The sequence below is a fragment of the Mesorhizobium sp. AR07 genome (assembly GCF_024746815.1).
GTDB lineage: Bacteria > Pseudomonadota > Alphaproteobacteria > Rhizobiales > Rhizobiaceae > Mesorhizobium.
Genome location: NZ_CP080525.1, coordinates 4,770,261 through 4,791,179 on the forward strand (window position 1 = coordinate 4,770,261; position 20,919 = coordinate 4,791,179).

At 62.9% G+C, this 20,919-nt stretch carries 21 protein-coding genes; 5 read left to right on the forward strand and 16 right to left on the reverse strand.

Annotated features, from left to right (window positions below; translation table 11 throughout):
- From BPNPMPFG_RS24075 to BPNPMPFG_RS24110, 8 genes are all read right to left on the reverse strand, one after another.
- Window positions 1–327, reverse strand: a complete 327-nt coding sequence (locus tag BPNPMPFG_RS24075) for a hypothetical protein (protein ID WP_258591125.1) — start codon at window positions 325–327, stop codon at window positions 1–3.
- Entirely contained in the window at window positions 324–1,430 is a 1,107-nt protein-coding gene (locus tag BPNPMPFG_RS24080) for an IS5 family transposase (protein ID WP_258591126.1), read from the reverse strand. The genes BPNPMPFG_RS24075 and BPNPMPFG_RS24080 overlap by 4 nt, the downstream gene beginning before the upstream one ends.
- Before the next feature lie 210 nt (window positions 1,431–1,640).
- Window positions 1,641–1,895 carry a DUF1344 domain-containing protein gene (locus BPNPMPFG_RS24085; protein WP_258591127.1) on the reverse strand — a complete coding sequence of 85 codons (255 nt, stop codon included), beginning with the start codon at window positions 1,893–1,895 and terminating at the stop codon, window positions 1,641–1,643.
- 187 nt (window positions 1,896–2,082) lie between these two features.
- A complete protein-coding gene (locus tag BPNPMPFG_RS24090; RefSeq protein ID WP_258591128.1) occupies window positions 2,083–4,737 on the reverse strand; it encodes an FtsX-like permease family protein in 2,655 nt (884 codons plus the stop codon).
- Window positions 4,734–5,414 carry an ABC transporter ATP-binding protein gene (locus BPNPMPFG_RS24095; RefSeq protein WP_258591129.1) on the reverse strand — a complete coding sequence of 227 codons (681 nt, stop codon included), beginning with the start codon at window positions 5,412–5,414 and terminating at the stop codon, window positions 4,734–4,736. The genes BPNPMPFG_RS24090 and BPNPMPFG_RS24095 overlap by 4 nt, the downstream gene beginning before the upstream one ends.
- Window positions 5,407–6,069, reverse strand: coding sequence for an ABC transporter ATP-binding protein (locus BPNPMPFG_RS24100; protein ID WP_258591130.1), 663 nt, complete (start codon window positions 6,067–6,069; stop codon window positions 5,407–5,409). Before BPNPMPFG_RS24100 ends, BPNPMPFG_RS24095 begins: the two co-directional genes overlap by 8 nt.
- 2 nt (window positions 6,070–6,071) lie before the next feature.
- On the reverse strand, window positions 6,072–6,677 hold the full coding sequence (locus BPNPMPFG_RS24105) for a hypothetical protein (protein ID WP_258591131.1): 606 nt from the start codon (window positions 6,675–6,677) through the stop codon (window positions 6,072–6,074).
- A gap of 156 nt (window positions 6,678–6,833) precedes the next feature.
- Window positions 6,834–7,337, reverse strand: coding sequence for a DUF2127 domain-containing protein (locus tag BPNPMPFG_RS24110; RefSeq protein ID WP_258591132.1), 504 nt, complete (start codon window positions 7,335–7,337; stop codon window positions 6,834–6,836).
- 260 nt (window positions 7,338–7,597) lie between these two features.
- Here BPNPMPFG_RS24110 and BPNPMPFG_RS24115 point away from each other — a divergent pair, with 260 nt between their 5' ends.
- Window positions 7,598–7,819: a hypothetical protein gene (locus BPNPMPFG_RS24115; RefSeq protein ID WP_258591133.1), complete on the forward strand. Its 222-nt coding sequence runs from the start codon at window positions 7,598–7,600 to the stop codon at window positions 7,817–7,819.
- Here BPNPMPFG_RS24115 and BPNPMPFG_RS24120 read toward each other — a convergent pair whose 3' ends face one another.
- From BPNPMPFG_RS24120 to BPNPMPFG_RS24150, 7 genes are all read right to left on the reverse strand, one after another.
- Complete coding sequence (locus BPNPMPFG_RS24120) at window positions 7,820–8,668, reverse strand: undecaprenyl-diphosphate phosphatase (RefSeq protein ID WP_258591134.1); 849 nt, start codon at window positions 8,666–8,668, stop codon at window positions 7,820–7,822. It lies immediately after the preceding gene.
- A 248-nt stretch (window positions 8,669–8,916) separates the two neighbouring features.
- On the reverse strand, window positions 8,917–9,132 hold the full coding sequence (locus BPNPMPFG_RS24125) for a hypothetical protein (protein ID WP_258591135.1): 216 nt from the start codon (window positions 9,130–9,132) through the stop codon (window positions 8,917–8,919).
- Complete coding sequence (locus tag BPNPMPFG_RS24130; RefSeq protein WP_258591136.1) at window positions 9,129–9,884, reverse strand: COG4280 domain-containing protein; 756 nt, start codon at window positions 9,882–9,884, stop codon at window positions 9,129–9,131. Before BPNPMPFG_RS24130 ends, BPNPMPFG_RS24125 begins: the two co-directional genes overlap by 4 nt.
- A gap of 67 nt (window positions 9,885–9,951) precedes the next feature.
- Window positions 9,952–10,995, reverse strand: coding sequence for an ABC transporter ATP-binding protein (locus tag BPNPMPFG_RS24135; RefSeq protein ID WP_258591137.1), 1,044 nt, complete (start codon window positions 10,993–10,995; stop codon window positions 9,952–9,954).
- Entirely contained in the window at window positions 10,992–12,821 is a 1,830-nt protein-coding gene (locus tag BPNPMPFG_RS24140) for an ABC transporter permease (RefSeq protein ID WP_258591138.1), read from the reverse strand. The genes BPNPMPFG_RS24135 and BPNPMPFG_RS24140 overlap by 4 nt, the downstream gene beginning before the upstream one ends.
- Window positions 12,822–12,852: 31 nt before the next feature.
- Window positions 12,853–13,806, reverse strand: a complete 954-nt coding sequence (locus BPNPMPFG_RS24145) for an ABC transporter substrate-binding protein (protein ID WP_258591139.1) — start codon at window positions 13,804–13,806, stop codon at window positions 12,853–12,855.
- Window positions 13,807–13,931: 125 nt separating this feature from the next.
- Window positions 13,932–14,855: a MurR/RpiR family transcriptional regulator gene (locus BPNPMPFG_RS24150; protein ID WP_258591140.1), complete on the reverse strand. Its 924-nt coding sequence runs from the start codon at window positions 14,853–14,855 to the stop codon at window positions 13,932–13,934.
- Between the two features lie 262 nt (window positions 14,856–15,117).
- On the opposite strand from BPNPMPFG_RS24150, the gene BPNPMPFG_RS24155 reads away from it, so the two are divergent.
- Entirely contained in the window at window positions 15,118–15,435 is a 318-nt protein-coding gene (locus BPNPMPFG_RS24155; RefSeq protein WP_258591141.1) for a twin-arginine translocation signal domain-containing protein, read from the forward strand.
- A gap of 2 nt (window positions 15,436–15,437) precedes the next feature.
- Here the strand turns inward: BPNPMPFG_RS24155 and BPNPMPFG_RS24160 are convergent, their stop codons facing one another.
- Window positions 15,438–16,547, reverse strand: a complete 1,110-nt coding sequence (locus tag BPNPMPFG_RS24160; RefSeq protein WP_258591142.1) for a LacI family DNA-binding transcriptional regulator — start codon at window positions 16,545–16,547, stop codon at window positions 15,438–15,440.
- Window positions 16,548–17,122: 575 nt separating this feature from the next.
- On the opposite strand from BPNPMPFG_RS24160, the gene BPNPMPFG_RS24165 reads away from it, so the two are divergent.
- From BPNPMPFG_RS24165 to BPNPMPFG_RS24175, 3 genes are all read left to right on the forward strand, one after another.
- Window positions 17,123–18,085, forward strand: coding sequence for a sugar-binding protein (locus BPNPMPFG_RS24165; RefSeq protein ID WP_258591143.1), 963 nt, complete (start codon window positions 17,123–17,125; stop codon window positions 18,083–18,085).
- Window positions 18,086–18,261: 176 nt separating this feature from the next.
- On the forward strand, window positions 18,262–19,800 hold the full coding sequence (locus BPNPMPFG_RS24170) for a sugar ABC transporter ATP-binding protein (protein ID WP_258591144.1): 1,539 nt from the start codon (window positions 18,262–18,264) through the stop codon (window positions 19,798–19,800).
- A gap of 76 nt (window positions 19,801–19,876) precedes the next feature.
- A complete protein-coding gene (locus tag BPNPMPFG_RS24175; RefSeq protein WP_258591145.1) occupies window positions 19,877–20,872 on the forward strand; it encodes an ABC transporter permease in 996 nt (331 codons plus the stop codon).
- Window positions 20,873–20,919 lie beyond the last annotated feature (47 nt).

The window sequence follows — 20,919 nt, forward strand, 5'->3', positions numbered from 1 at the left end:
CTAGCAGGCTGTTGAAGAAGTCCACTTGCGAGCGACGAAGTCTGCTTCGTCGCCGCCATGGAAGCAGATTTGTCCGTTGATAGAGCCGTCTGGTTGGATTTCAGCCCAGCCATTGCCTTGGGCTTCGTCCATTTCGTCATTGCCTAGCCAGGAGAAGGCTACATTGTTGCCGTTGCCCGCGCCGAAGATCTGCCCGGTAACGCAGCCGAAGGCGAATTCGCTGGAGCCATCCGCCGCGAACTCAATGTAGGCGGGCGCCATCATATCGCGATAGTCCTCGACATAGTCGGGCATCGCGACGATCCGCCAGCGGCCGGTGAGGCTCATGCCGGCGCCGCCAGCAGCTTGGGCAAGCGGACCAGATTGTAGGCCGCAAGGTTCAGTGTGAAGGCCGCGCCCACACGGGCGCATCCTCGCAGCTTGACCTTGGCCATGCCGGCCGAGGTCTTGATCCAACCGAACACCTCCTCAATCCGTTTGCGGCAGCGCTGGCTGACCGCATAGCCGGCGTGGCAACGCGTGCGGCCATCGATCGCCGTCACGCGAGGCTTGCCGGTTTTGCTCAGATGGCCGTCGACGGCGATGTGCGGTGTGACCTTGCGCTCACGCAGGTCCTTGACGAACTGGCGTACATCATAGGCCTTGTCGGCGCCGAGTGTGATGCGCCGCCGCGACGCTCTGCGGTCTAGCATGGCGAGCGCGGCATCACGCTCGCCCGTGCCCGTGGCCTGGGTAATGCCGCCATCGACCGCCAGCCCATGACGGTTCTCCATCAGCGCATGCCCCATGTAGCACAGCTTCGCCGGCTGCCCGTCGCCCTTCTTGTAGAGCCGCGCCTGTGGGTCGCTCGTGCTCTGGTGTGTATCGTTGGAGCGCTTCTCCTTATGAAAGCCGCGCTCCGCGTTACGACCCGCTCCATCCGGGTCGTTGTCGTCTCCGTCCTTGCGGCGGAAGCTCTTGATCGAAGCCCAGGCCTCGATCAGCGTCCCGTCCACCGAGAAGTGATCCGACGACAAAAGCCGCTTCACCCTTGGCTGAGCAAGCACCGCACGCAGAAACTTTGCCGCGATCTCACCCTCCAGCAACCGATCCCGGTTCTTGGTGAAGCTCGAATGATCCCAGGCCGGATCATCAACACCAAGCCCCACGAACCAGCGAAACAGAAGATCGAACTCCATCCGCTCCATCAATTGACGCTCCGAGCGAATGCCGTAGAAGGCCTGCAGCAGCATCGCACGCAGCAACCGTTCCGGCGCGATCGACGGGCGGCCGAGCCCGGGCGGATAAAGCACCGCAAAATCGCCGTCCATCTCCACAAGAGCCGCGTTCACGATCTCCCGTATCGTCCGCAGCGGGTGGTCGCGTCGAACCCGCGCCTCAAGGTCGACATACGAAAACAGCGAGCCTGTCCGTTCGTCTAAGCCGCGCATCACAAATCCCCAATCGTCCGGGGAGCAGTGAATCACGCTCCAAACAACCGCGCCAGAACTTCTTCAACAGCCTGTTAGAGCGGTTCATCGTTTCACGGAAACGCCGAACCGCTCTATCTCTTTGTTTTGACACAATTCCGGACGGAAAACCGTTGCACACTTTTCCTGGAATTGCTCCAGCCTGCCGACGAGCTTCCACGCCTGACCCGATTACTTGGCTGCGTGAATACTCGAAACCACCAGCTTGCCGGCCTTTGTCGAATAGGTGACGATCACCTTTTCACCGACCTGAAGCGTCTCGGCTTCAATCCCTTCCGGCAAGGTGAACGTCTTGCCGTCCGACAGCGTGATCGAGTCGCCCTTCTTGTCGACGCTTGCGATCATGCCGGTGATCGCTTTGGCGAAGGCGCCGCTCGAGGATGCGACTGCCAGCACCAGTGCGGTTGCGATGACTGATTTGTTCATGTTCGTTTTCCCGTTGGTCGCGTGCGATGCCGAAGGAATGGTGGTTCCAGACGGCAACGGTGACGATCCGAAGCGGTTGGCTTGCGGATCATCTCTCTCACCATGAGAGAAGATCATCGAGCCTACGCCGCAGAGTTTTCGGTAACTTGGCCGGGACTTTACAGATGGGTAAGTCGGGCGGAGACGATCAGAGATCCCGCAGGTGCTCGACGTCCTGTCCGGATGATCGCCTGACCGACAGCACGGCGGCGACGACCGAAGCGGCGACCAGACCGAGCATCACCCCCAGATAAGTCCAAGGGATCGACAGGGCCTCGGGCGGCGGATCGAACACGCCGGTCAACAGCTTCACCAGCATCCAGGCCGTCAGCAATCCGGACAGAAGACCGAATGTGAAACCACCGACAATGATCAGGATGCCTTCACCCCACAGAAACGCCGCCAGTTGCCGTGGCTTGGCGCCGATTGCGTCCAGTATGGCGAAGGTCCGGCGGCGTTCGACGAACCCCAGCGCCAGCATCAGGCCGGCCGCGGCAGCCGCCATGACGACGGCAAATCCCAGCTCGATCGTCGTCAATCCGCCGAGGTCGACCGCCGTCAGGCTCGAGCCGATAAGGTGGGCGGCCTGGCCGATGTCGGCGACCTTCAGCGAGGGGTCGAAGGCGAGCACCGAAGCGGCCTGTCGGGCAAGCTTTGTGGGATGATTTTTTGCCCGCATCAGCACATATTCGGACGCATCCGACCCGGTCATGCGGGCGACATAGGCGGCGTTCGCGACGAGGAAGGAGTCTTTCGGCGCGGTGGGAAATTCACGCGCAACCCCGATGAACTTGAAGGCGACGGGATGATACTGGTGATCCCTGGCATCGACGAGCCGCAAATTGATCGTGTCGCCTTGCTGAAGCTGGAAGTCCTGCACCGTCTCTTCCGACACCAGAACACCGTCGGGCGTGGCGGCGAGCTGGTCCAGGGTGCCGGCCGCGCTGGCACCACTGAAATAGGCGTCGGAAAGGCCCGTTGCACGTTCGATGCGACCGGGGTTGATGCCATAGAGGTCCTGCAGGTCGGCGCCGACATAGGCAAAGCGATGCTGCATGGGTTCCGCGGCGGCCGTCTCGGACAGCGAGGCCAACGCTGCCAGATGTGCTCCCGCTGGCCTGTCCGATGTGCCGAAGACGGTGACGTCGGATCCGTTCGTCAATTCAGCATCGATACGCGCCTGGGCATTGTATGTTGTGTTGAAGATCGCGGTCGACGTCGCGAAGGAGATGGCCAGGGCGGTCATGGCGATGCCGATCGTCAGCCGTTGCGATTGGCGCGACAGCGCGGCCGACACGACAGGTGTCAGCGTCCCGGCGACCGGTGCAATCATCGCTCGCAGGCTTGCTCCGTTCCGGGAGATGATGGCGCCGGACAGCCGTACGGTCAGCAGCGCCATGCCAAACCAGAACAACGCTGGCGCCATGAATGCCTTGTAGTCGACGGAGGTCGCGGCGACGCCCTCGGGCGCAAGCACGATCTGGTACCCGGTGCTCGCCGACTGCCAGAAAAAAAGACCGGCGGCTGCAAGCAGAAGCATGTCCAGCCACAGGCGCCGCCACAGTGGCGCCTTCGTCCGACCGACGATACGCCGGGCCGCACTGACGCTGGCCCAACGCGCGTCGCGCCAGGCTGGAAACAGGAAGGCAACGAAACCCATCAGCAATCCGAACAAGGCGACAACAGACAGCGTCGCGCCGCTCATGCTCAACGCCCCGTGCGGGCCCGGAGCGACGAGACCAAACAGCACTGCAACGGCGACGCCGACCATGGTCCCGCAGACAGCGGCAATTGCCGCCTCGATAGCGGACAGGGATAGGATTTTTTGCGTGGTGGCGCCACGTATGCGAAGCAGCGCCTGCTCCGTCCGCCGGCGTGCGGCGCCGGACGATGTGATCGCAAAGGTCAGCGCGACGGCCAAGGCAACGCCGGGCAGTCCGAGAAACAGGAACAGGACGGAGGCATAGAGCGCATCCTCGCGGACTGCTCCGAGGCGGGAGCCGAGATTGTCGGCTACCAGGGCCTGGCCGACCGTCCGCGCCTCGAAATTCCTCTGCGCGTTGGTGACGAAAGTGAAGGCGCTGACCGGATCCGCTGGCAGTGCCGCGCGGGCGATGCGCACGTGAAACTGCGACCGCACGGTGTCGGGGCGTGCTGTCTGCTGCGGATCGAAGAGTTGCTGCCAGTCCTGCGGAGGCAGCACGAGAACATTGTCGGGCGGTGCCTGCGGAGCAGCCTGGGGCGGCAGGCCGACTGCCTGGAACAGCGAATCGGCGTCGGGAAGGTCGATTACCCCCGCGACCTTCACCTCTGCCGGCGGCAGGCCGATCCGCTTGATCGACACCATGTCGCCAGGGCCGACATGAAGATTGGCCGCCGTCTGCTGGGCGATGAGAACACCATCGGTCTTGCCGGAAAGTGGCCGGACTTCCGCCGGGAAGTCTTTTGCATACAGATTGTCGAAGGCAATCACTTGTCCCGGTCCGGTGGTCTGCGTCGTGCCGCCGGTCTGCGCTTCGAGGCCAGCGATATCAGCATAGCGAACCTGATGGACGGCCTTCACCGGAGCGCTTTCTCCCAGTGCCTTGCCGATCATCTCCGGATTGGCGCCTGGGATCACCTCCACCTGCCAGTCGATCGGCACCGCCGATATGGCTCGCGCCGTCATCGAGGTGCTGGCGTTGGCGAGAAAGAGCGCCATGGTCGCCAAGAGCGCAACCGTCAGCGCGACGCCCGCCGCAGCGCCTGCGACACGCAGGAATCGGCGAGCGAGCACGCCGCGAATCCAGAGCAGAAGCATCATGCGGCCTCGCTGCTGGCGCGCCCGATGATCAGCCGACCGTGGTCCATCGTCCACCGCGTCGCCATCCGGGCGGCCACGGCTTCATCATGCGTTGCGACAACCAGGGCTATGTCAGTCCCGTCCAGGCGATCCAGCACGGCGTCGAAGAAAAGCTGCGCTGTCATGCTGTCGAGCTGCCCGGTCGGCTCGTCGGCAAGCACGAGCTTCGGCCCTACAGCCAAGGCGCGCGCCATGGCTATTCGTTGCGACTGTCCGCCGGACAATTCCTCCGGCAGTTTGTCGCCGAGCTCGCCAAGCCCGAAGGATTGCAGCAGAGCCGCCGCTGTCCTGTCCGCCGCGCCGCTTTCGCCGACCAGCACCATGGGCAAGCCAACATTCTGGGTAGCGGTGAGCGCGGGGAACAGGCTGGGCGATTGGAACACAAATCCAATCTGGCGCGGCCGCAATTCCTCATACGACCCGAGCCCTGGCCATGTGATGGCGCCGGCCGTCGGTATGTCGAGCCCGCCAAGAATGTGGAGCAGTGTTGTCTTGCCGCTGCCGGAAGGTCCGACCAGTGCAATGCGCGCGCCGGCCGCGATCTCGCAGTCGACGTCGCGCAAAACCGTCATCCGGCCGGCATTTCCATCCAGAAAGTCGCGACCAAGACCCTTGCCGGACACGAGCGTTCTAGTCACCGTCGATCCTTCCGTCTCTCAGCCTGATGATCCGGTCTGCCCTCAGCGCCAGCGCTTTGCTGTGGGTTGCGAGCAATGTCGCCAAGCCAGCTTCGCGTCTCGCCTCGAAGTGCTCGATCAGCCGGGATTCGGTGTCACGGTCGACCTCCGCGGTTGGTTCGTCGGCGACCAGAATGGGCGGATTCGCGGCCAGCGCCACGGCAAGGCCGGCGCGCGCCGTCTCGCCGCCCGAAAGCTCGGTCGGAAAAGCCTGTGCGCGATGCGAAAGGCCGACGCTTTCGAGCAGTGCGCCAATTCGTTTCTCGTCAGGCTTTCTCGCCAGCAGCATTTGCAAGAGCACGTTCTGGGCCACGGTAAGGTGGCCAAACAGATTGCCGGACTGCAGGAGGATGCCAAAACTGGCGGCGCGAATGCGCGTCCGTTCGGCTTCCGATCGCCGGGTCAGGCGCCGGCCAGCCACCTCGACATGGCCACCATCCGGCTCGTCCAGTCCGGTCACGCAGGCCAGCAAGGTGGATTTGCCGCTGCCGGATGGCCCGGTCAGCGCCACGATCTCACCGGCCGACAGCTGGAAACTCACGCCACGCAACGCGGCGGTCTCGTCATCGCCGATATGGAAGAAGCGATAGAGCTCGTGCGCCTCCAGCGCATGCATTTTCATTTCCACTGGAACGAGGTGGACATCAATTGCCATTGATCGACATTGTCGGCGCCTTTCGGAGCATAGAGCTCGAGCGTGACGAGTTTGCCGTCCTTGAAATAGAGGTAGCGCTCGTTCTCCAGACGGACCTGCTTGTTGGTCACCGCATTCGGTTCGGAGTTGGACGTGTAGATGATACGGATTGCCGATCCGGCCGGCAGCTTGACCTGCTTGACCGCCGTCACCCGGATGGCTCGTCCGGCCGCTTCCAGCTTCGGAACATAGTCTGTCTTGGCGCTCTCAACGGTCGGCGCGGCATCCGCCTTCGCCACGGAGACAACGACACCGTCAAGCTTGTCGACAAAGCTTGCACCGTCGGCATGGTCCGACCGGGCCCAGCCTTCCGGTACCTTCATGGTGAACCCGCCTTGCGCGGCATAGTCGATGAAGACCTGCGTGTCGGGAATATCGCCAGGCGGGTTCTTTTCGGCCGGTACCACCTTTTCCGCGGCGAATACCGGCAGGTTTCCAAGATCTGGAGAAAGCGAACCAGCGGCGCTGACACTCGCCGTGATCATGAGAATCGAAGCAATGCGGCGTATTTTGCCATGAGTGGAAATCATTTTGTCGGCCTTTCCCAATTGAACGGCGAGTGCGTCCATCATGGCGCGTCAAGCTTACCGGCGTGTCGCTCCGTTCATACGATTTGGTAAGATTGCGGACGGCCAGCAATGGCGTAGCGGCGCCTGCTGCGCTGCACCCCGACGCGCTTTGGATGCCTAGCCGAGGTGGCGCGTGGGTTCTGCCGCGTCATGACGACGTACGATCCTCCACTCATGCCAGATCAGCACGATAACGATCGCATCGAAGATGGTCAGGACAAGCAGCCCGGCGGAGTGCGTGTATGAATACCGGTATAGCTGGTACGCCATGAAGGCACCGAGCGCTGCGAGAGACGCCGGATAAGACCATAGTTTGTTTCTCAAAAGCCCGATAACCAGGAGTAGTTTTATCAGGCCATGACTGAGCAGGTAGAAGGCGTAAAATTGCTTGCTGGCGACGGAAAACTGGCTGGCCATCTGCCAAAGGTGGCCGGCTATGAAGTCGTTCGGATCATTGTTCAATTCCTCTCGGGTGAGGAAATTGACCCAGGAAACGATGGCGTCGGTAGTTGCAAAATAAAGTACGACGCCGCCGAGACACTCGATCAGGGCGTGAATACCCTTCAGCCAGACGCTGACCTCGAATATCTGGTGGATGCGGTGTTCGTCGAAAGGCTTCAAGCGTCACCTGTCGGGCACTAGCCTAGTCCCGACCATTCGATCGCGCCAGTCGAGAAAGCGCGGGTTCAAAAGCGCGGGTTCATCCGACCTATGGGCTCCACCACATGATCGTGGTACGCACACTTCTCGCCGTTCTTTCCGGAGGCTTACGAATTTGTATGGTTTGCCGCGCGGGAAAATCGGCGACAGATTCTTGCCGCCCGCGTTAAACTGGCCATCTGGCGTTACGGTCGCCCCCAATCCATGAGGAAAGTGGTTTCATGAATCGAACGATAACCGGTGCGGCAGTTCTGCTCGGCATTCTCTTCATCATTCTTGGCGTCGTTTACTGGATGGTCCCCGCCGGTTCATTGCCTGGATTCCTGCCCGGCTTCGAAGCCGGATCGCCGCATGTTCATTTCAAGCATGGCTTGGGCTCGGTCATCGTCGGCCTCGCTTTGTTTGCGTTCGCCTGGTTCCGGAGCGGCCCCAGGCAGGCCTGATCAAAGCCTGATCAAAACCAGCGCCAGACACCCCGCCACGAAACAATAAATGGCGAAGGGTGTCAGCGTGCGCGTTTCGAAATATCTGAGCAGGAAGCGAACCGACAGGTAGGCGCTGGCTGCTGAACAGACCGCGCCGACGAGGGCGGTGGGCAGCCCGGTCGCGCCATTGGCAAACAGGTCCGGAACCTTCAGCACGGCAGCGGCGAGGATGATCGGCGTGGCCAGCAGGAAGGAGTAGCGGGCGGCGTTGTCATGGGAAAGCCCGCTGACCAGGCCGCCGGCAATTGTCATGCCGGTGCGTGAGAAACCGGGGATCAGCGCCAGACATTGCGCCACGCCGATGACGACGCTTTTCGACCACGACATTCCGGCCAGCTTTTGGTCGTCATAGGCGCCTTCCTCGGCGTGGCGTTTGCGCAACCACTCCACCCCATAGAGGGCGATGCCGTTGAGGATGAGTGCCGTCGCGATGATATCGGCGGCGGAGAAAAGATCCTTCAGCCGCTGCTCGAACAGGATGCCGAGAATGCCCGCCGGTATCGTGCTGACCACGATCAGCCAGCCGATTTTGGCATAAGTGTCTTCCGTCTTGATCTGCCGGGCGGCCAGGGACCGCAGCACGCCGCTGACGATCGCCACCCAGTCGCGCCAGAAAAAGCCCAGCAGCACAAGGGCCGTGGAAAGATGCGTCAGCACCAGGAAGGACAGGAAGGCATCGCTCGATTGGTCGATATTCCATCTCAGCAGCATGGGAATGAGCACGCTGTGGCCGAGGCTCGATATCGGGAAAAGCTCCGAGAAACCCTGTAGCAGCCCAAGCACTATCGCCTGAAAATACGAGACCATCTAACGCCTTTCTTACCGTGGCGGCGCAAGGCGCATGCCCGAGAACAAGGTTTAGTTCTAACAGCGGGGAGGGGGGATGGCACCCGCCCGAGGATTACAATTTCGTAAGACCAAGCGACAAACCGGTCCGGCGCGGCCCGCCGGGACGTGTCGGAGCATGGTTGAAGCAGCCATCGCGGTCTGATCGAAAGGATAGAGGTTCCCAACGGGCCACGAGCCGTCGCGACGCGGTTCCTTTGCTCAAGTCTCTAACGCCCGGTAGCGCGCGCCGCGCGGCGAACGCTGAGCAGCAGGATGGCGAGGCAGCCTGCCAGCAGCGCGACGCCGCCAAACAGTGGCGGAACCGCCAGAAGCTTGACCGCCGCTGTCACCGCGACGATCAGGATCAGCGCCAACAGTGCCAGATTGCCGTCGTCGACAAACATGCCGATGAGTTCCTTCAGGACGAGACGAATGACGTTCATCGGGCGAGCCCTCCTGTGAGTGCGGGATAGGTGCTGCGTAGCCAGCGCACCATGACGAAGGATGCCAGCGCAACGATGGCGAAGATGGCGAGCAAAGCCAGATCGGCGCCAGGCCAGTCGGCGCCGATGCCCTCGCCGGTCCAGAAGATGCCGAAGCTGGTCAGCATCAGTCCAACCACGAATTTGAGCGCATTTTCCGGCACCTGCGCCAGCGGCCGGTGCACGGCGAACCCGATCAGCATCACCAGCACGAACGCGGCCAGAGCACCAAGGCTGGCGTAAAGCGTCTGCCCATGCGCGGCGCCGACGGCAATGACGATGAAAACGACCTCGACGCCCTCGAGCAGCACCGCCTTGAACGACGCCAGCCCGGCAAGGTAGTCGGCGCGGCGGTCGTTGGCCTGCTGGTGCAAGGCGGCGGTTTCCTTGGAAAATGCTGCCTCCTCGTCATGCAGGGCGATGACACCGACGCTGCGCAGGATCGCCTTTCGCAGCCAGCGCATGCCGAAAAGGATCAGCAAGACCCCGACGACGAACTGCAGCGTGGTGATGGGAATGAGCGCAAGCAGCGGGCCGAATGCCAGAACCAGCGCCGCCAGCACCGCCAGCGCCAGCGCGGCACCGATCAGTGCCGGGCGCCAGCTGCGCGTGACGCCCACGGCGAGCACGATGGTGAAGGCTTCGACAACCTCGACGACGGACGCCAGGAAGGCAGCAGTGACTGTCGAAAGGATAGGGGTCAGTGTCTGCATGAAGGCATCCTTTATGGTCTCGTTTGATCATATGGCTTTGAAAAGCGGTTTTCCAAGTCCGGACTCACTATGCGGTCAGCACCACACAGCGCTCCGGTGGCAGCGAAAAAGCAAGCGAAGCGCCAACCGGCGGCGCTTCGGGCCAGTCGAGGCGCACGCGCTGCGGCCCCAGATCGACCGCCAGCCGCCAGCATCGGCCCTGGAACGCGCTCGACAGAACCCTGCCTTGCAGGCGGTTGCCGGGATAGGCGTCGGCCGGGCGCGCATCCTCGGGACGAACGACCAGCATGCCGGCGCCGGACCGGGCGCCTGGGGTGCGCAGAGTTTCGCAATCGCTGTCGGCGATCTTGAACAGTTCGTCACGCACCTGGCCGCGAACGATCGAAAAGCCACCGATGAAGCTGGCTACGAAGGAATCGGCCGGCGCTTCGTAGATCGCGCGCGGCGTATCGAACTGGACGATCTCGCCTGCCCGCATGATGGCGATGCGGTCGGAGACCGCCATCGCCTCGGCCTGGTCATGCGTTACATAGACAACGGTAATGGCCTCGCGACGCACCAGCTCCATCATCTCGATGCGCATGTCCTCGCGCAGCGCCGCGTCGAGATTGCTGAGCGGCTCGTCGAACAGCATCAGAGCCGGACGCGCCGCGAGGCAGCGCGCGATGGCGACGCGCTGCTGCTGTCCGCCGGACAATTCGGTGGGATAGCGATCCCTGTAGGGTGCAAGGCGGGTGACGTCGAGCGCGTGGTCGAGACGCTGGGCGATGTCGTGATCCGAAAGCCGCTGCGCCTTGAGCCCGAACGCCAGATTGCTGGCGACCGTCATGTGCGGCCACAGCGCATAGTCCTGGAAGACCATGCCGATGCGCCGCCTCTCGGCCGGTATGACCGACTTTTCGCTCCACACGACACGTCCATCCAGCGTGATCAGGCCTTTTTCGGGTTCGACCAGTCCGGCTATGATGCGCAGCAGCGTGGTCTTGCCGGACCCGCTGGCGCCAAGGAGGGAGACGACTTCGCCAGCATCGATCTTGAGATCGAGGTTGGTCAGGATGGGGCGCCCCCCGAGCGACTTGCAAATGCCGGCGCAATGCAGCGAAGCGGTCATGACAAGGTTCCCGCTCTGGCGGCTTGACTATTGCCCGCATCGACATGCCCGGCACTTCGACGCGGTTTGACGAACCGTTGAAGCGGGTACCAGACCAGGGCCGCGCCAATACCCGCGGCCGCCATGGCGACCAGCGCGATGGCGGATGCCAATCCGTCCCGGTCGTGGCTGAACAGTCTCACGATAAGCGTCGGCGCCGGCGGGCCGCTTTGGGGGATGAGCATCTGCGAGATCGGCAGTTCGAACACGGTGCGGATGAACGTCAGCAGGAAGGCCGTCACTACGCTCAGCAAGACAAGCGGCAAGGTGATCGCCAGCAATCGCCGCATTGTCCCAACGCCGTTCAGGCGCGCCGCATCCGTCAGGCTCGGCGCCAGCTGGCCGACGGCTGCAAGGATCACCACCAGACAGTAGGGAAGCGCTGCCGCGACATAGCCCATGACCAGCAGCGAGCCATCGCCATAATGGGGAAACGGCCAGTCGCGGAAACCCGGCAGGCGGTTCCAGACAAGGATATAGCCGAAGCCCAGCACGATGCCCGGTATTGCCACCGAGCCCAGCGACAGGCCGACGACGGCGCTGCGCAGAACCGGGCCCGCGCGGTCGAGCTGCGCCGACAGGAGCAGAGCGAGGCTACTGGCGATGACCGCCGTCAGCCCGGCATAGAAAAGGCTGCGCAGCAGGCCGTCATTGGCCGGGGTGTTCGGGCTAAGCGCCGCCACCACATTGGCCGAGGTGAAATTGCTCCAGATCAGCCCATGGCCGAGTGTTTGCGTCAGGGCGCGCGCGGCGATCGCGGCGAGCGGCAACACGAGCGCCAGGAAAGCGACGGCAAGGGCTGCCGCCATGGCGAGCCGGCGCCATTTGCCGAGATTGTATAGGCGGGCCGGCCTGGAGCGGCCCGAAATCAGTCGCGGGTCGGCGCGGCGACGCAGCAGCCTGTCCGCCACCACGACGAGCAGAACAAGGCCAAGCAGGACGAGAGCCTGGGCGCCGGCGGCGGGAAAGTCGACCGGATATTCGCTGGCCGCCGCGTAGATGCCATAGGTCAGGACGCCGAAATTCGACATTCTGGCGATGGTCGAGGCAAGCCCGAAATCGGAAAGCACCTCGGCGAAGGTGGCGATGAAACTCAAGGCGATGGCCGGTGCCAGCAAGGGACCGTTTATGCGCAGCCAGATCCTGAGCGGAGCGGCGCCGGAGAGCCGCGCGGCATCCTCCAGTTCGCTGCCCAGCCCGGCCAGCGCGTTGCCGATGATGAAGACCGCCAGCGGAAACAGGCTGAGCGTGTGAACGAACACCAGGCCGGTCAGGCCGAAAAAAGCCGAGCCCAGCGAAGCTGGCAGCAGGCCAAACTGCGCCAGATAGCCGCCGGGCGACATCAGCAGCACCCAGGCGAGCGCCTTCAGATAGGACGGCGTCAGGAAAACCAGCCAAGGCACCGTTGAAATCACTATCCGCAGAGGTATGTCGCAGCGTTGGACCAGGATTGCGAAGGCGCCGCCCAAGGCCGTGGTCGTGCAGGCAACAAGCATGCCGAGTTCGAGCGAATGCAGGACCGAGCCGGCGACATGGGGCGAGTTGAAGACACGGGCCAAGGGCTCGAAGCTTAAGGCGTTGCTGCCGTCTTGCGCGGCAAACAGGCCCGGCATGACCGCCTGGACCAGCACCAGGGCAAGCGGCAATCCGATCAGCAAGGCAAACACCGCGTAGATGGCAAAAGGTCCGCCGCAGCGAACGAGCGCCGACCGGCTGCCTTGCAGCAGCCTTCTGGCACCGACGCCGCGGGCAGAAGCCGCGGCGCCGGTATGCCGAATGATCGTCATTGCCACAACAACCGGGGGTCGGACAGCGGGGTCACTGGACGAAGGTTTCCTTGTACCACTGCTTCCATTCCTTCTCGTGGGTGGAGGCTGCGGCATCGTCGAGATGCGTATAGGCGATGTTGGTCACGCGACCGGGCTTGGCATTGATGCCCTTGATGATCGGAATGTAGAAGAAGTCGGTGTCGTCGCCATTCAGCATGACGGCCTGGCCTTCGGCGCTGGTGACGAAGTCGATGAATTTCCGCACCGCGTCCATGTGCTGGGTCTTGGCGCTGATGCCGAGCCCTTGTGGCAAGGATACCGAACCTTCGCTCGGGTAGACCGCGACGACGGGTTCGCCCGCCGCGATCTTGGAAAAGATCGAACTGTCCTGATTGATGCCGACCGAGGCGTCTCCGGTCAGGACGGCCTTGTCCACCTTGCCGCCGCTAGACAGGCCGGCGAACGTTTTGTTGGTCAGGATTTTCGCCAGCAAGGCCTTGCCGGCGTCCTCGCCATTCGTCTGGAAGAAGCCTGCCAGCCACTGATAGGCCGGGCCTGACAGATTGGGATCCTTGGCCGCGACGCCGCCGGCGAAGGACTGAAGATCGGCCCAGGATTTCGGCATCTTGTCGGCCGGCACCTTCTTGGTGTTGACCTCGATGGCCGTGGTGCTGGTGCCGGTCGGCAGGAAGGCGTGGCTCCGCGGGATCAGCGACTTGCCGAGATCCGTGAAGGCCACCTTGTCGTAGGCGGCGGCGGGAACCGCCTGCAGCACGTGGTCGGCCGCCATGCGTTCCATGACGGCGGAGCCATCAAGCCAGACGATGTCGAATTGCGGGTTGTCGCCTTCGGCGGCGATCTTGCCCAGCGTCTCGCCGGTGCTGCCGGGCTCGACGACATCGACGGTGAGGCCGGTCTTGGCCTGGAAGGCCTTCGCTACCGCGCCGGCGAAATCGAGCGCGTCGTAAAGCACCAGGTCAGCTGCCGAAGCAGGCGCTGCCATGGAAAGCGCGCTCAAGCCAATTGCAAAGCATAATGTTGTGCGGATTTTCATATTGTTCTCCAGTAGATTGTCATGGGTACAGTAAGTCCCATCCTATCATGCCTGTGAAGCTTGAATGTTTTGTGTCATTTGCGAGATCGATTCGAATTATTATTTCGAACTCCTCGTTTTATCCATGCTTTGTCAATTGAGCCACGCAGCGTGCTCAGCCGTTCAAGGCTGTCGAAGGCGGCTTCGCTGCCTCGCTTCGCCAGCCCGATGATCATCGCCTCGATGAGAACGATCGTGCCGCCATGCATGGCCAGATGATCGGCCTTGCCCCGCGGAACCGGCAGCGTTTCCGCCACCTTGCCGGAAACCAGCGGCGCCAGATTGTCGCTGATCAGCACGACAGGAACATCAAGTTGCATGGTCTGATCGAGGACGATCTCGACCTCGCGATAGAGCGGTGCGTAGGCCATCATCAGCACGGCATCGCCCTTGCCGAGCCACAGCAAGCGGTCGGCGAGCGCAATTCCCGATACCGACAGCGCGCTGGTCGGCAGGCCGATCCGGTTGAATTGCAGGCTGGCATAATCGGCCATGGCGCCTGACGGGCCGATGCCGAAGACATGGCGGCGATTGGCTCGCGCCAGAATGTCGACGCTGCGCTCGAACGCGGCCGCCATCTCCGGACGCTTGAGCACGTCGAGCACGCTCTCATGGATGTCGATCACGTGCCGCAACGCCCCGGCGCTGCCGTCGCCGGTCTCCTGCAAGGTGCGCGCCAGGCGCTTGCCGGGGGATGGTATGCCGGTCAGGTCCGACAACAGCATCTGGCGAAGCGCTGAAAGACTTTCAAAACCAAGCGAACGCGCCGTGCGAACGACAGTCGCGTCGCTGGTGCCGGCCAGCTGTGCGATCTCGGCTGCCGACCCCAGCAGGACGGACTGTTTCTGGTCGACGAAAAACCGTGCCATGCGCTGCTCGGCGGGTGGCAGGCTTTCCAGCACGGCCTGAACACACGCGTCGACCGTCATTTTCCGATCTTGCGAGACATTGTAGGTCATGATGGCGGGTCCGTTTCGCTGCGCTGTAGTGATTGCAACGGAAACCAACATCCGAAATGTCTATTACAAGGATATGACAGCCGGCATTTTCCGCCCGCGTTGCGGATCAGGCGCTTCGCCCGGCCCCCCGTCGCCGGCTTCCTTCAGTGCCTCGCAAGGGCCGATCGCGATGTCAGCCGCTATCCCCAAAATTCCCCCTGGCCTTTTGAATCGACCGCGCTATCTCGCTTTTGTTAGTTTGTCTCGCTGATGGGAGGTTTTGATGGATCGGCGATCATTTTTGACGGCATTGCTCGGCGTTGCAGGGGCTGCGGCCGTTGCCGGCGCGGTTCGGCCTATTGAAGCCATGGCCGGGATTCCAAATGTCGGGAACGGCATTCTCGATGAACTCGACGCGCCGGACACAGGCCCCTTCGGCGACGAAGGCAATCAGGCGCAATTGCAGCCTGTCTCGCATCGCCGGGGACACCGGGGGTACTACCGCCGCCGCCACCACAGGCGGCCGGTCTGGAGAAGGGTCTGCCGTCGTTACTGGCGACATGGCCGTGTGCACACAAGGTGCTATCGCAGGCGTGTCTGATTCTAGGACAGGCCAGCCACGGTCCGCACCGATTCCCGCTCCACCAGCGGGCACTCCAGCTTGGTGATGGGATAGCGTCCCCGCCCAGGCGGGGACGGCGCCTCCAGCTGCTCGATCGCCCATTGGCCCATCGCCATGTGCGGCAGGATCGATGTCGTCAGCGGCGGGAACAGATGCCGGGCGATTTCCTCGTCGTCATAGCCGACGACGGAAATATCCCCAGGGATGTGCAGGCCGGCTTCCTTCAGCGCCTCGTAACAGCCGATCGCGGTGCGGTCGTTCTGGCAGAAGATGGCGGTCGGCCGGTCGTTCAGTGCCAGAAGCTTGACGGTCGCGGCATAACCGGCGCTGGCCGACCAGTCGCCTTCGACGACCAGCTCAGGATCGAACGGGATGTCTGCGGTGGCCAGCGCCCGGCGGTAGCCCTTCAGCCGGTCTTGTGCTGCCTGCATCCACGGTTCGCCTGTGATGGTGGCGATGCGGCGGTGGCCATGGCTGATCAGGTGGCGGGTCGAGTTCTGGCCGCCGGCGATCTCGCTCGGCACCACGGCCGGGAAGGCATAGTCCGATGTGTAGCAATTGAGCAGGATCACCGGAATGTCGAGGCGGTAGAGATAGTCGGGCGCCGTGATCTCGCGGGTGAAGATGGTCATGTAGATCAGCGCCGAAATGCCTCGCTTGGTCAGCGCCGCGATGGCGCGCGGTTCCATAACGGAATCGCCCAGCGTCTGCGCCACCAGAAGCACGTTGCCGGCGTTCCACGAAGCCTGACGCGCACCCTCGATGGCGACGACGGCTTCCGGGCTGGTGGCGAGCTGATCGACGGCGAAGCCGATTACCCCGTCCAGCCCCTCGAAGGCTGGGGTCGGCTTGTGCAAGGCGACGAAGGCCGGCGGTGAATAGCCGAGCGTGCGCGCGGCCTCGATCACCCGCTGGCGCGTGAGCTGCGACAGCCGGATGCCCGGCGTGTTGTTGAGCACGAACGACACCGTCGCCTGCGAACAGCCGGCGGCCCTGGCGATGTCGGTCATGGTGACCCGACCCTTGGGCTTCGCCGGCACCTTGCGGCGCCTCGATGTCTCGGGATCGCTCGGATCCGTCGGTTCGCTCATGTCACTCCCCATCCCGGCCCGATGTCTAGACAGCGGCCGCCAGCGCCGCAAGGCCGTCCGACACCGATTGTTTATATCGCGGCAGAGCTTGATAATAACTATTATCAGCCTTTGGCGCACCGGTAGTCCAGCTCGCCAACCGCGTCGATGCGACAATTTCTAGTCAAATACTCAGCTTTCACTCGGCCCCGGCGATCTAGCTGAGGCCCGGCGGATACTTCGCGCCGTCGTCGTTCCGTGATCCTCCCGATCAAAAAACTAATAACTATTTACTAATATCCGGAAGCCCTATAATGTCAAATCGTCAGTCCGGCTCGGGTCGTTCCGGGGTGGCGGGCAGGCCAGGCGTGAAGCCCCGGCCGGCGCATGGCAGCCGACAGGGGATCATTCTTGCCAATTAAATGTCAGGCAAATTTGGCAAATGTCAGACAAATCAGATTATTTACGAGTGCCGCATGAGTCTGTAAGGTCGAGGTCGTGACGGAAGGCTTCCGGGAGGAGGTCGAAGCCACATCGGCGAGTTCTGCTCAAGCGAAAATGTCAAACAGGCGAAAATGCCAAACGGGAGGTTCAACATGAAATCTGTCATTCGAAATGCGTCGGTCGCCGTAGCAGCCTTTGCTGTCGGCCTGTCGGCGACAGCAATCGCGCGCGCCGCCGACAAGCCGACGCTGGCCTTCGTCGTCAACGGCGCTTCCGATTTCTGGAAAGCCGCCGAAGCCGGCGTCAAGAAGGCGCAGGGCGAGCTGCCGGACTACACACTGGAGCTCAAATATCCCGAGCAGTCCTCGGTCGCCATCCAGCAGCGGCTGATGGACGATCTGGTGACGGCCGGCGTCAAGGGCATCATGGTCTCGGCCGTCGATCCCAAGACCTCGACCGACGGGCTGAACAAGATCGCCTCGCAAACGGCGCTGTTCACCACCGACAGCGACGCCCCGCAGACCAAGCGTGTCGCCTATATCGGCTCGTCCAATGTCGATGCCGGCAAGCAGGCGGCCGAGATCGCCAAGAAGGCGATGCCCAATGGCGGCAAGTGCCTCGGCTTCGTTGGCCTGCTCGGCGCCGACAATGCCAAGGAACGCATCCAGGGCATGAAGGACGGTCTCGCCGGCACCAAGATCGAACTCGTCGACGTGCGTGGCGACGATATCGACCAGGCGCGCGCCAAGAAGAATGTCGAGGACGCGCTGGTCGCCAGCCCCGACGTCACCTGCATGGTCGGCTTCTACTCCTACAACACGCCGCGCATCTATGAAGCGCTGCGCGACGCCGGCAAGCTCGGCTCGATCACCGTCGTCGGCTTCGATGACGATCCAATCACGCTGGGCGGCGTCAAGGAAGGCACCATTGCCGCCACCGTCGTGCAGCAGCCCTTCGAATGGGCCTATCAGGGCATGAAGCTGATGGCTGCCTACCTCAAGGGCGACAAGTCGGGCATCCCGGCCGGCGGCCTCATCATCATCCCGACCAAGATCATCGGCAAGGGCGACGTCGATACCTATGCCGCCAATCTGAAGGCGATGTCTGGAAACTGAGGCTACATGCAGTTCAGCCGGCTCAAGTGCGCCTTGAGCCGGCTGCTCGCATTGACGAACCCGGTTGGGGTCGTCAGTCTGCAGAGAGGGTCGCAAAGCATGATCCCGAAAAGTGGGAACCGGTTTTCGGAGAAGATCATGCTCGGACGTTGGCCCACCGGCTGCTGTCAGGCACGATGAACTATTCCGACACATCCATCGCAGCTTCCACCCCGTTTCTCAGCCTCGAGAACGTGCGCAAGACCTATCCGGGAGTCGTCGCGCTCGACGGCTTTTCCATGGAGGTCAGGCCGGGCGAGGTCATCGGCCTCGTCGGCGAGAATGGCGCCGGCAAATCGACATTGATGAAGATCCTCGGCGGCGTCACCACGCCCGACATCGGCACGATCACCGTCGATGGCTCCGCCCACAAGGGCCTGACCGTCGAAGCCAGCCTGGGTTCCGGCATTGCCTTCGTCCACCAGGAACTCAACCTGTTCGAAAATCTCGATGTTGCCGCCAACATCTTCTTCGGTCGCGAGCCGTTGCGCGCCGGCCCGCTCAAGCTCGTCGACCGCGCAAGGCTGCGCGCCATGGTGGCGCCGCTCCTGAAGCGTGTCGGCGCCAATTTTTCCGCTGACACGCCTGTCTCTGCCCTGTCGCTCGCCCAGCAGCAGATGGTCGAGATCGCCAAGGCACTGTCGATCAAGGCAAGGCTGGTCATCCTCGACGAGCCGACGTCGAGCCTGCCGCTCGCCGAAACCGACAAATTGCTCGATGTCATCAAGGCGCTGAAGGCCGACGGCATCAGCGTCATCTTCATTTCGCACCGCCTGCACGAGGTCGAGCGCGTCGCCGACCGCGTCGTCGTGCTGCGCGACGGCATGCTTGCCGGCACGCTGCAGAAGCGCGACATCAACCACGACCAGATGGTCAAGCTGATGATCGGCCGCATGCTGAAGGAGCGCGAGAAGGCCTCGGAGGCGGCACGTGCCCCCGGCGCGGTTGCGCTGTCGGCCAAGGCCATCCGCACGTCAGCCTATCCCGGCCGGCCGGTCGATCTCGCTATCAGGCGCGGCGAAATCCTTGGCCTTGCCGGCCTTGTCGGCTCCGGCCGCACCGAACTGGCGCGGGTGTTTTTCGGCATCGACGGCAGCCTGGGCGGCGCGCTCGAACTCGACGGCAAGCCGCTTGTTCTCGGCTCGGCGGCGGATGCCGTCGCGCATGGCATCTTTCTGGTGCCCGAGGACCGCAAGCTCACCGGCATCCTGCTCGACCTCTCGATCGCCGAGAACATCTCGCTGCCCAATTTGCCGGCGCATGCGCGCCATCAGCTGGTCTCCGTAAGTGCCGAGACCGCGACCGCGCAGAAGCAGAAGACCAATCTCGGCATCAGGGCGCCGTCGGTGCAGACGCGCACCGGCACGCTGTCGGGCGGCAACCAGCAGAAGGTCGTGCTCGGCAAATGGCTGGCCATGAACCCCAAGGTAATGATCCTCGACGAGCCGACGCGCGGCATCGACATTGGCGCCAAGGCCGAGATCTACGGGCTGATGCGGGCGCTCGCCGATGCCGGCGTCGCCGTGCTGATGATCTCCAGCGACATGGAAGAGGTGATCGGCGTGTCCGACCGCATCGCCGTCATGCATGAGGGCCAGATCTCGGGCATTCTGGACAAGGACCGGTTCAGCCAGGAAAACGTGCTGTTGCTGGCGGTGGGCAAGCAGCCGAAATAGTCTTTGTCTTGCCGCGGGGTCCGGTCGCGCGGAATGCTTTTGAGGAATCTGCTCAGGCAGGCATTGGGAGAAGACGATGAGCAAGAAAGATCTCGGCCTGCTGATCCTGATCCTGGTGGTCGGGGCGGTCGTGGCGATCATCAATCCGCGCTTCCTGTCGGCAATCAACCTCGCCAACACCTCGAACCTGGTCGCGCTGTTCGGCATCCTCTCGATCGGCCAGGCCTTCGTCATCATCACCGGCGGCATCGAGCTGTCGGTCGGCTCGCTGATCGCCTTGCTGGGAACGCTGTTCATCGACTTCATCGCCGTGCGCGGCATGGGATGGCCGGTCGCCTTCGTGCTCATCCTTGTGCTCGGCGGTATCATCGGGCTGGCGCATGGCTGGCTGATCACAAGGCTCAAGCTGCAGCCCTTCGTCGTGACGCTGTGCGGCCTGCTGATCTATCGCGGCGTCGCGCGCTTCTACACCGCGGACGGCACGGCCGGTTTCGCCTTCGGCCAGAATTTTCCGGAACTGGAGTTCCTGACGGCCGGAAGGTCATGGGGCGTGCCGAACAGCTTCATTGCGCTGATCGTCATTTCCATCGTCATGTGGGTGGTGCTGCACCGCTCGGTGTTCGGCCGCTATCTCTATGCCATCGGCAAGAACGAGGAGGCGGCGAAATATTCGGGCATCCGCACCGGCCGCGTGGTCATGGCCGCCTATGTCATCTGCGGCGTGCTGACGGCGCTGTCGGCAATCTATTTTGCCATGTACACGCGCTCGATCTCACCGGCCAGCCACGGCCAGTTCTACGAACTCTACGCCATCGCGGCCGCCGTGCTCGGCGGCTTCTCGTTGCGCGGCGGCGAGGGCTCGCTGATCGGCGTCATCCTGGGCACGATCCTGCTGCAGGAGTTGCAGAACCTCGTCAATCTGCTTGGCATTCCGTCGTCGCTCAACTTCGCGGTGATGGGCGGCGTCATCCTCATCGGCGTGCTGGTCGACCAGCAATGGGGGGTGTTCCGGGCCCGGCGGCTGATGATCGACGCCACCCGCAAGAATGCCGCCGGTGCGGCCGCGGAATAACCGCCTTGCCGCGACGCACCTGCTTGTCCGCGCTTTGAGATTATTAT

Excerpts from the sequence above, each read along its gene's own strand:
- BPNPMPFG_RS24075 (WP_258591125.1), bottom strand. The coding sequence starts at position 327 with ATGAGCCTCACCGGCCGCTGGCGGATCGTCGCGATGCCCGACTATGTC.
- BPNPMPFG_RS24080 (WP_258591126.1), bottom strand. The coding sequence starts at position 1,430 with ATGCGCGGCTTAGACGAACGGACAGGCTCGCTGTTTTCGTATGTCGAC.
- BPNPMPFG_RS24085 (WP_258591127.1), bottom strand. The coding sequence starts at position 1,895 with ATGAACAAATCAGTCATCGCAACCGCACTGGTGCTGGCAGTCGCATCC.
- BPNPMPFG_RS24090 (WP_258591128.1), bottom strand. The coding sequence starts at position 4,737 with ATGATGCTTCTGCTCTGGATTCGCGGCGTGCTCGCTCGCCGATTCCTG.
- BPNPMPFG_RS24100 (WP_258591130.1), bottom strand. The coding sequence starts at position 6,069 with ATGCATGCGCTGGAGGCGCACGAGCTCTATCGCTTCTTCCATATCGGC.
- BPNPMPFG_RS24105 (WP_258591131.1), bottom strand. The coding sequence starts at position 6,677 with ATGATTTCCACTCATGGCAAAATACGCCGCATTGCTTCGATTCTCATG.
- BPNPMPFG_RS24115 (WP_258591133.1), top strand. The coding sequence starts at position 7,598 with ATGAATCGAACGATAACCGGTGCGGCAGTTCTGCTCGGCATTCTCTTC.
- BPNPMPFG_RS24120 (WP_258591134.1), bottom strand. The coding sequence starts at position 8,668 with ATGGTCTCGTATTTTCAGGCGATAGTGCTTGGGCTGCTACAGGGTTTC.
- BPNPMPFG_RS24125 (WP_258591135.1), bottom strand. The coding sequence starts at position 9,132 with ATGAACGTCATTCGTCTCGTCCTGAAGGAACTCATCGGCATGTTTGTC.
- BPNPMPFG_RS24130 (WP_258591136.1), bottom strand. The coding sequence starts at position 9,884 with ATGCAGACACTGACCCCTATCCTTTCGACAGTCACTGCTGCCTTCCTG.
- BPNPMPFG_RS24135 (WP_258591137.1), bottom strand. The coding sequence starts at position 10,995 with ATGACCGCTTCGCTGCATTGCGCCGGCATTTGCAAGTCGCTCGGGGGG.
- BPNPMPFG_RS24140 (WP_258591138.1), bottom strand. The coding sequence starts at position 12,821 with ATGACGATCATTCGGCATACCGGCGCCGCGGCTTCTGCCCGCGGCGTC.
- BPNPMPFG_RS24145 (WP_258591139.1), bottom strand. The coding sequence starts at position 13,806 with ATGGCAGCGCCTGCTTCGGCAGCTGACCTGGTGCTTTACGACGCGCTC.
- BPNPMPFG_RS24150 (WP_258591140.1), bottom strand. The coding sequence starts at position 14,855 with ATGACCTACAATGTCTCGCAAGATCGGAAAATGACGGTCGACGCGTGT.
- BPNPMPFG_RS24155 (WP_258591141.1), top strand. The coding sequence starts at position 15,118 with ATGGATCGGCGATCATTTTTGACGGCATTGCTCGGCGTTGCAGGGGCT.
- BPNPMPFG_RS24160 (WP_258591142.1), bottom strand. The coding sequence starts at position 16,547 with ATGAGCGAACCGACGGATCCGAGCGATCCCGAGACATCGAGGCGCCGC.
- BPNPMPFG_RS24165 (WP_258591143.1), top strand. The coding sequence starts at position 17,123 with ATGAAATCTGTCATTCGAAATGCGTCGGTCGCCGTAGCAGCCTTTGCT.
- BPNPMPFG_RS24170 (WP_258591144.1), top strand. The coding sequence starts at position 18,262 with ATGAACTATTCCGACACATCCATCGCAGCTTCCACCCCGTTTCTCAGC.
- BPNPMPFG_RS24175 (WP_258591145.1), top strand. The coding sequence starts at position 19,877 with ATGAGCAAGAAAGATCTCGGCCTGCTGATCCTGATCCTGGTGGTCGGG.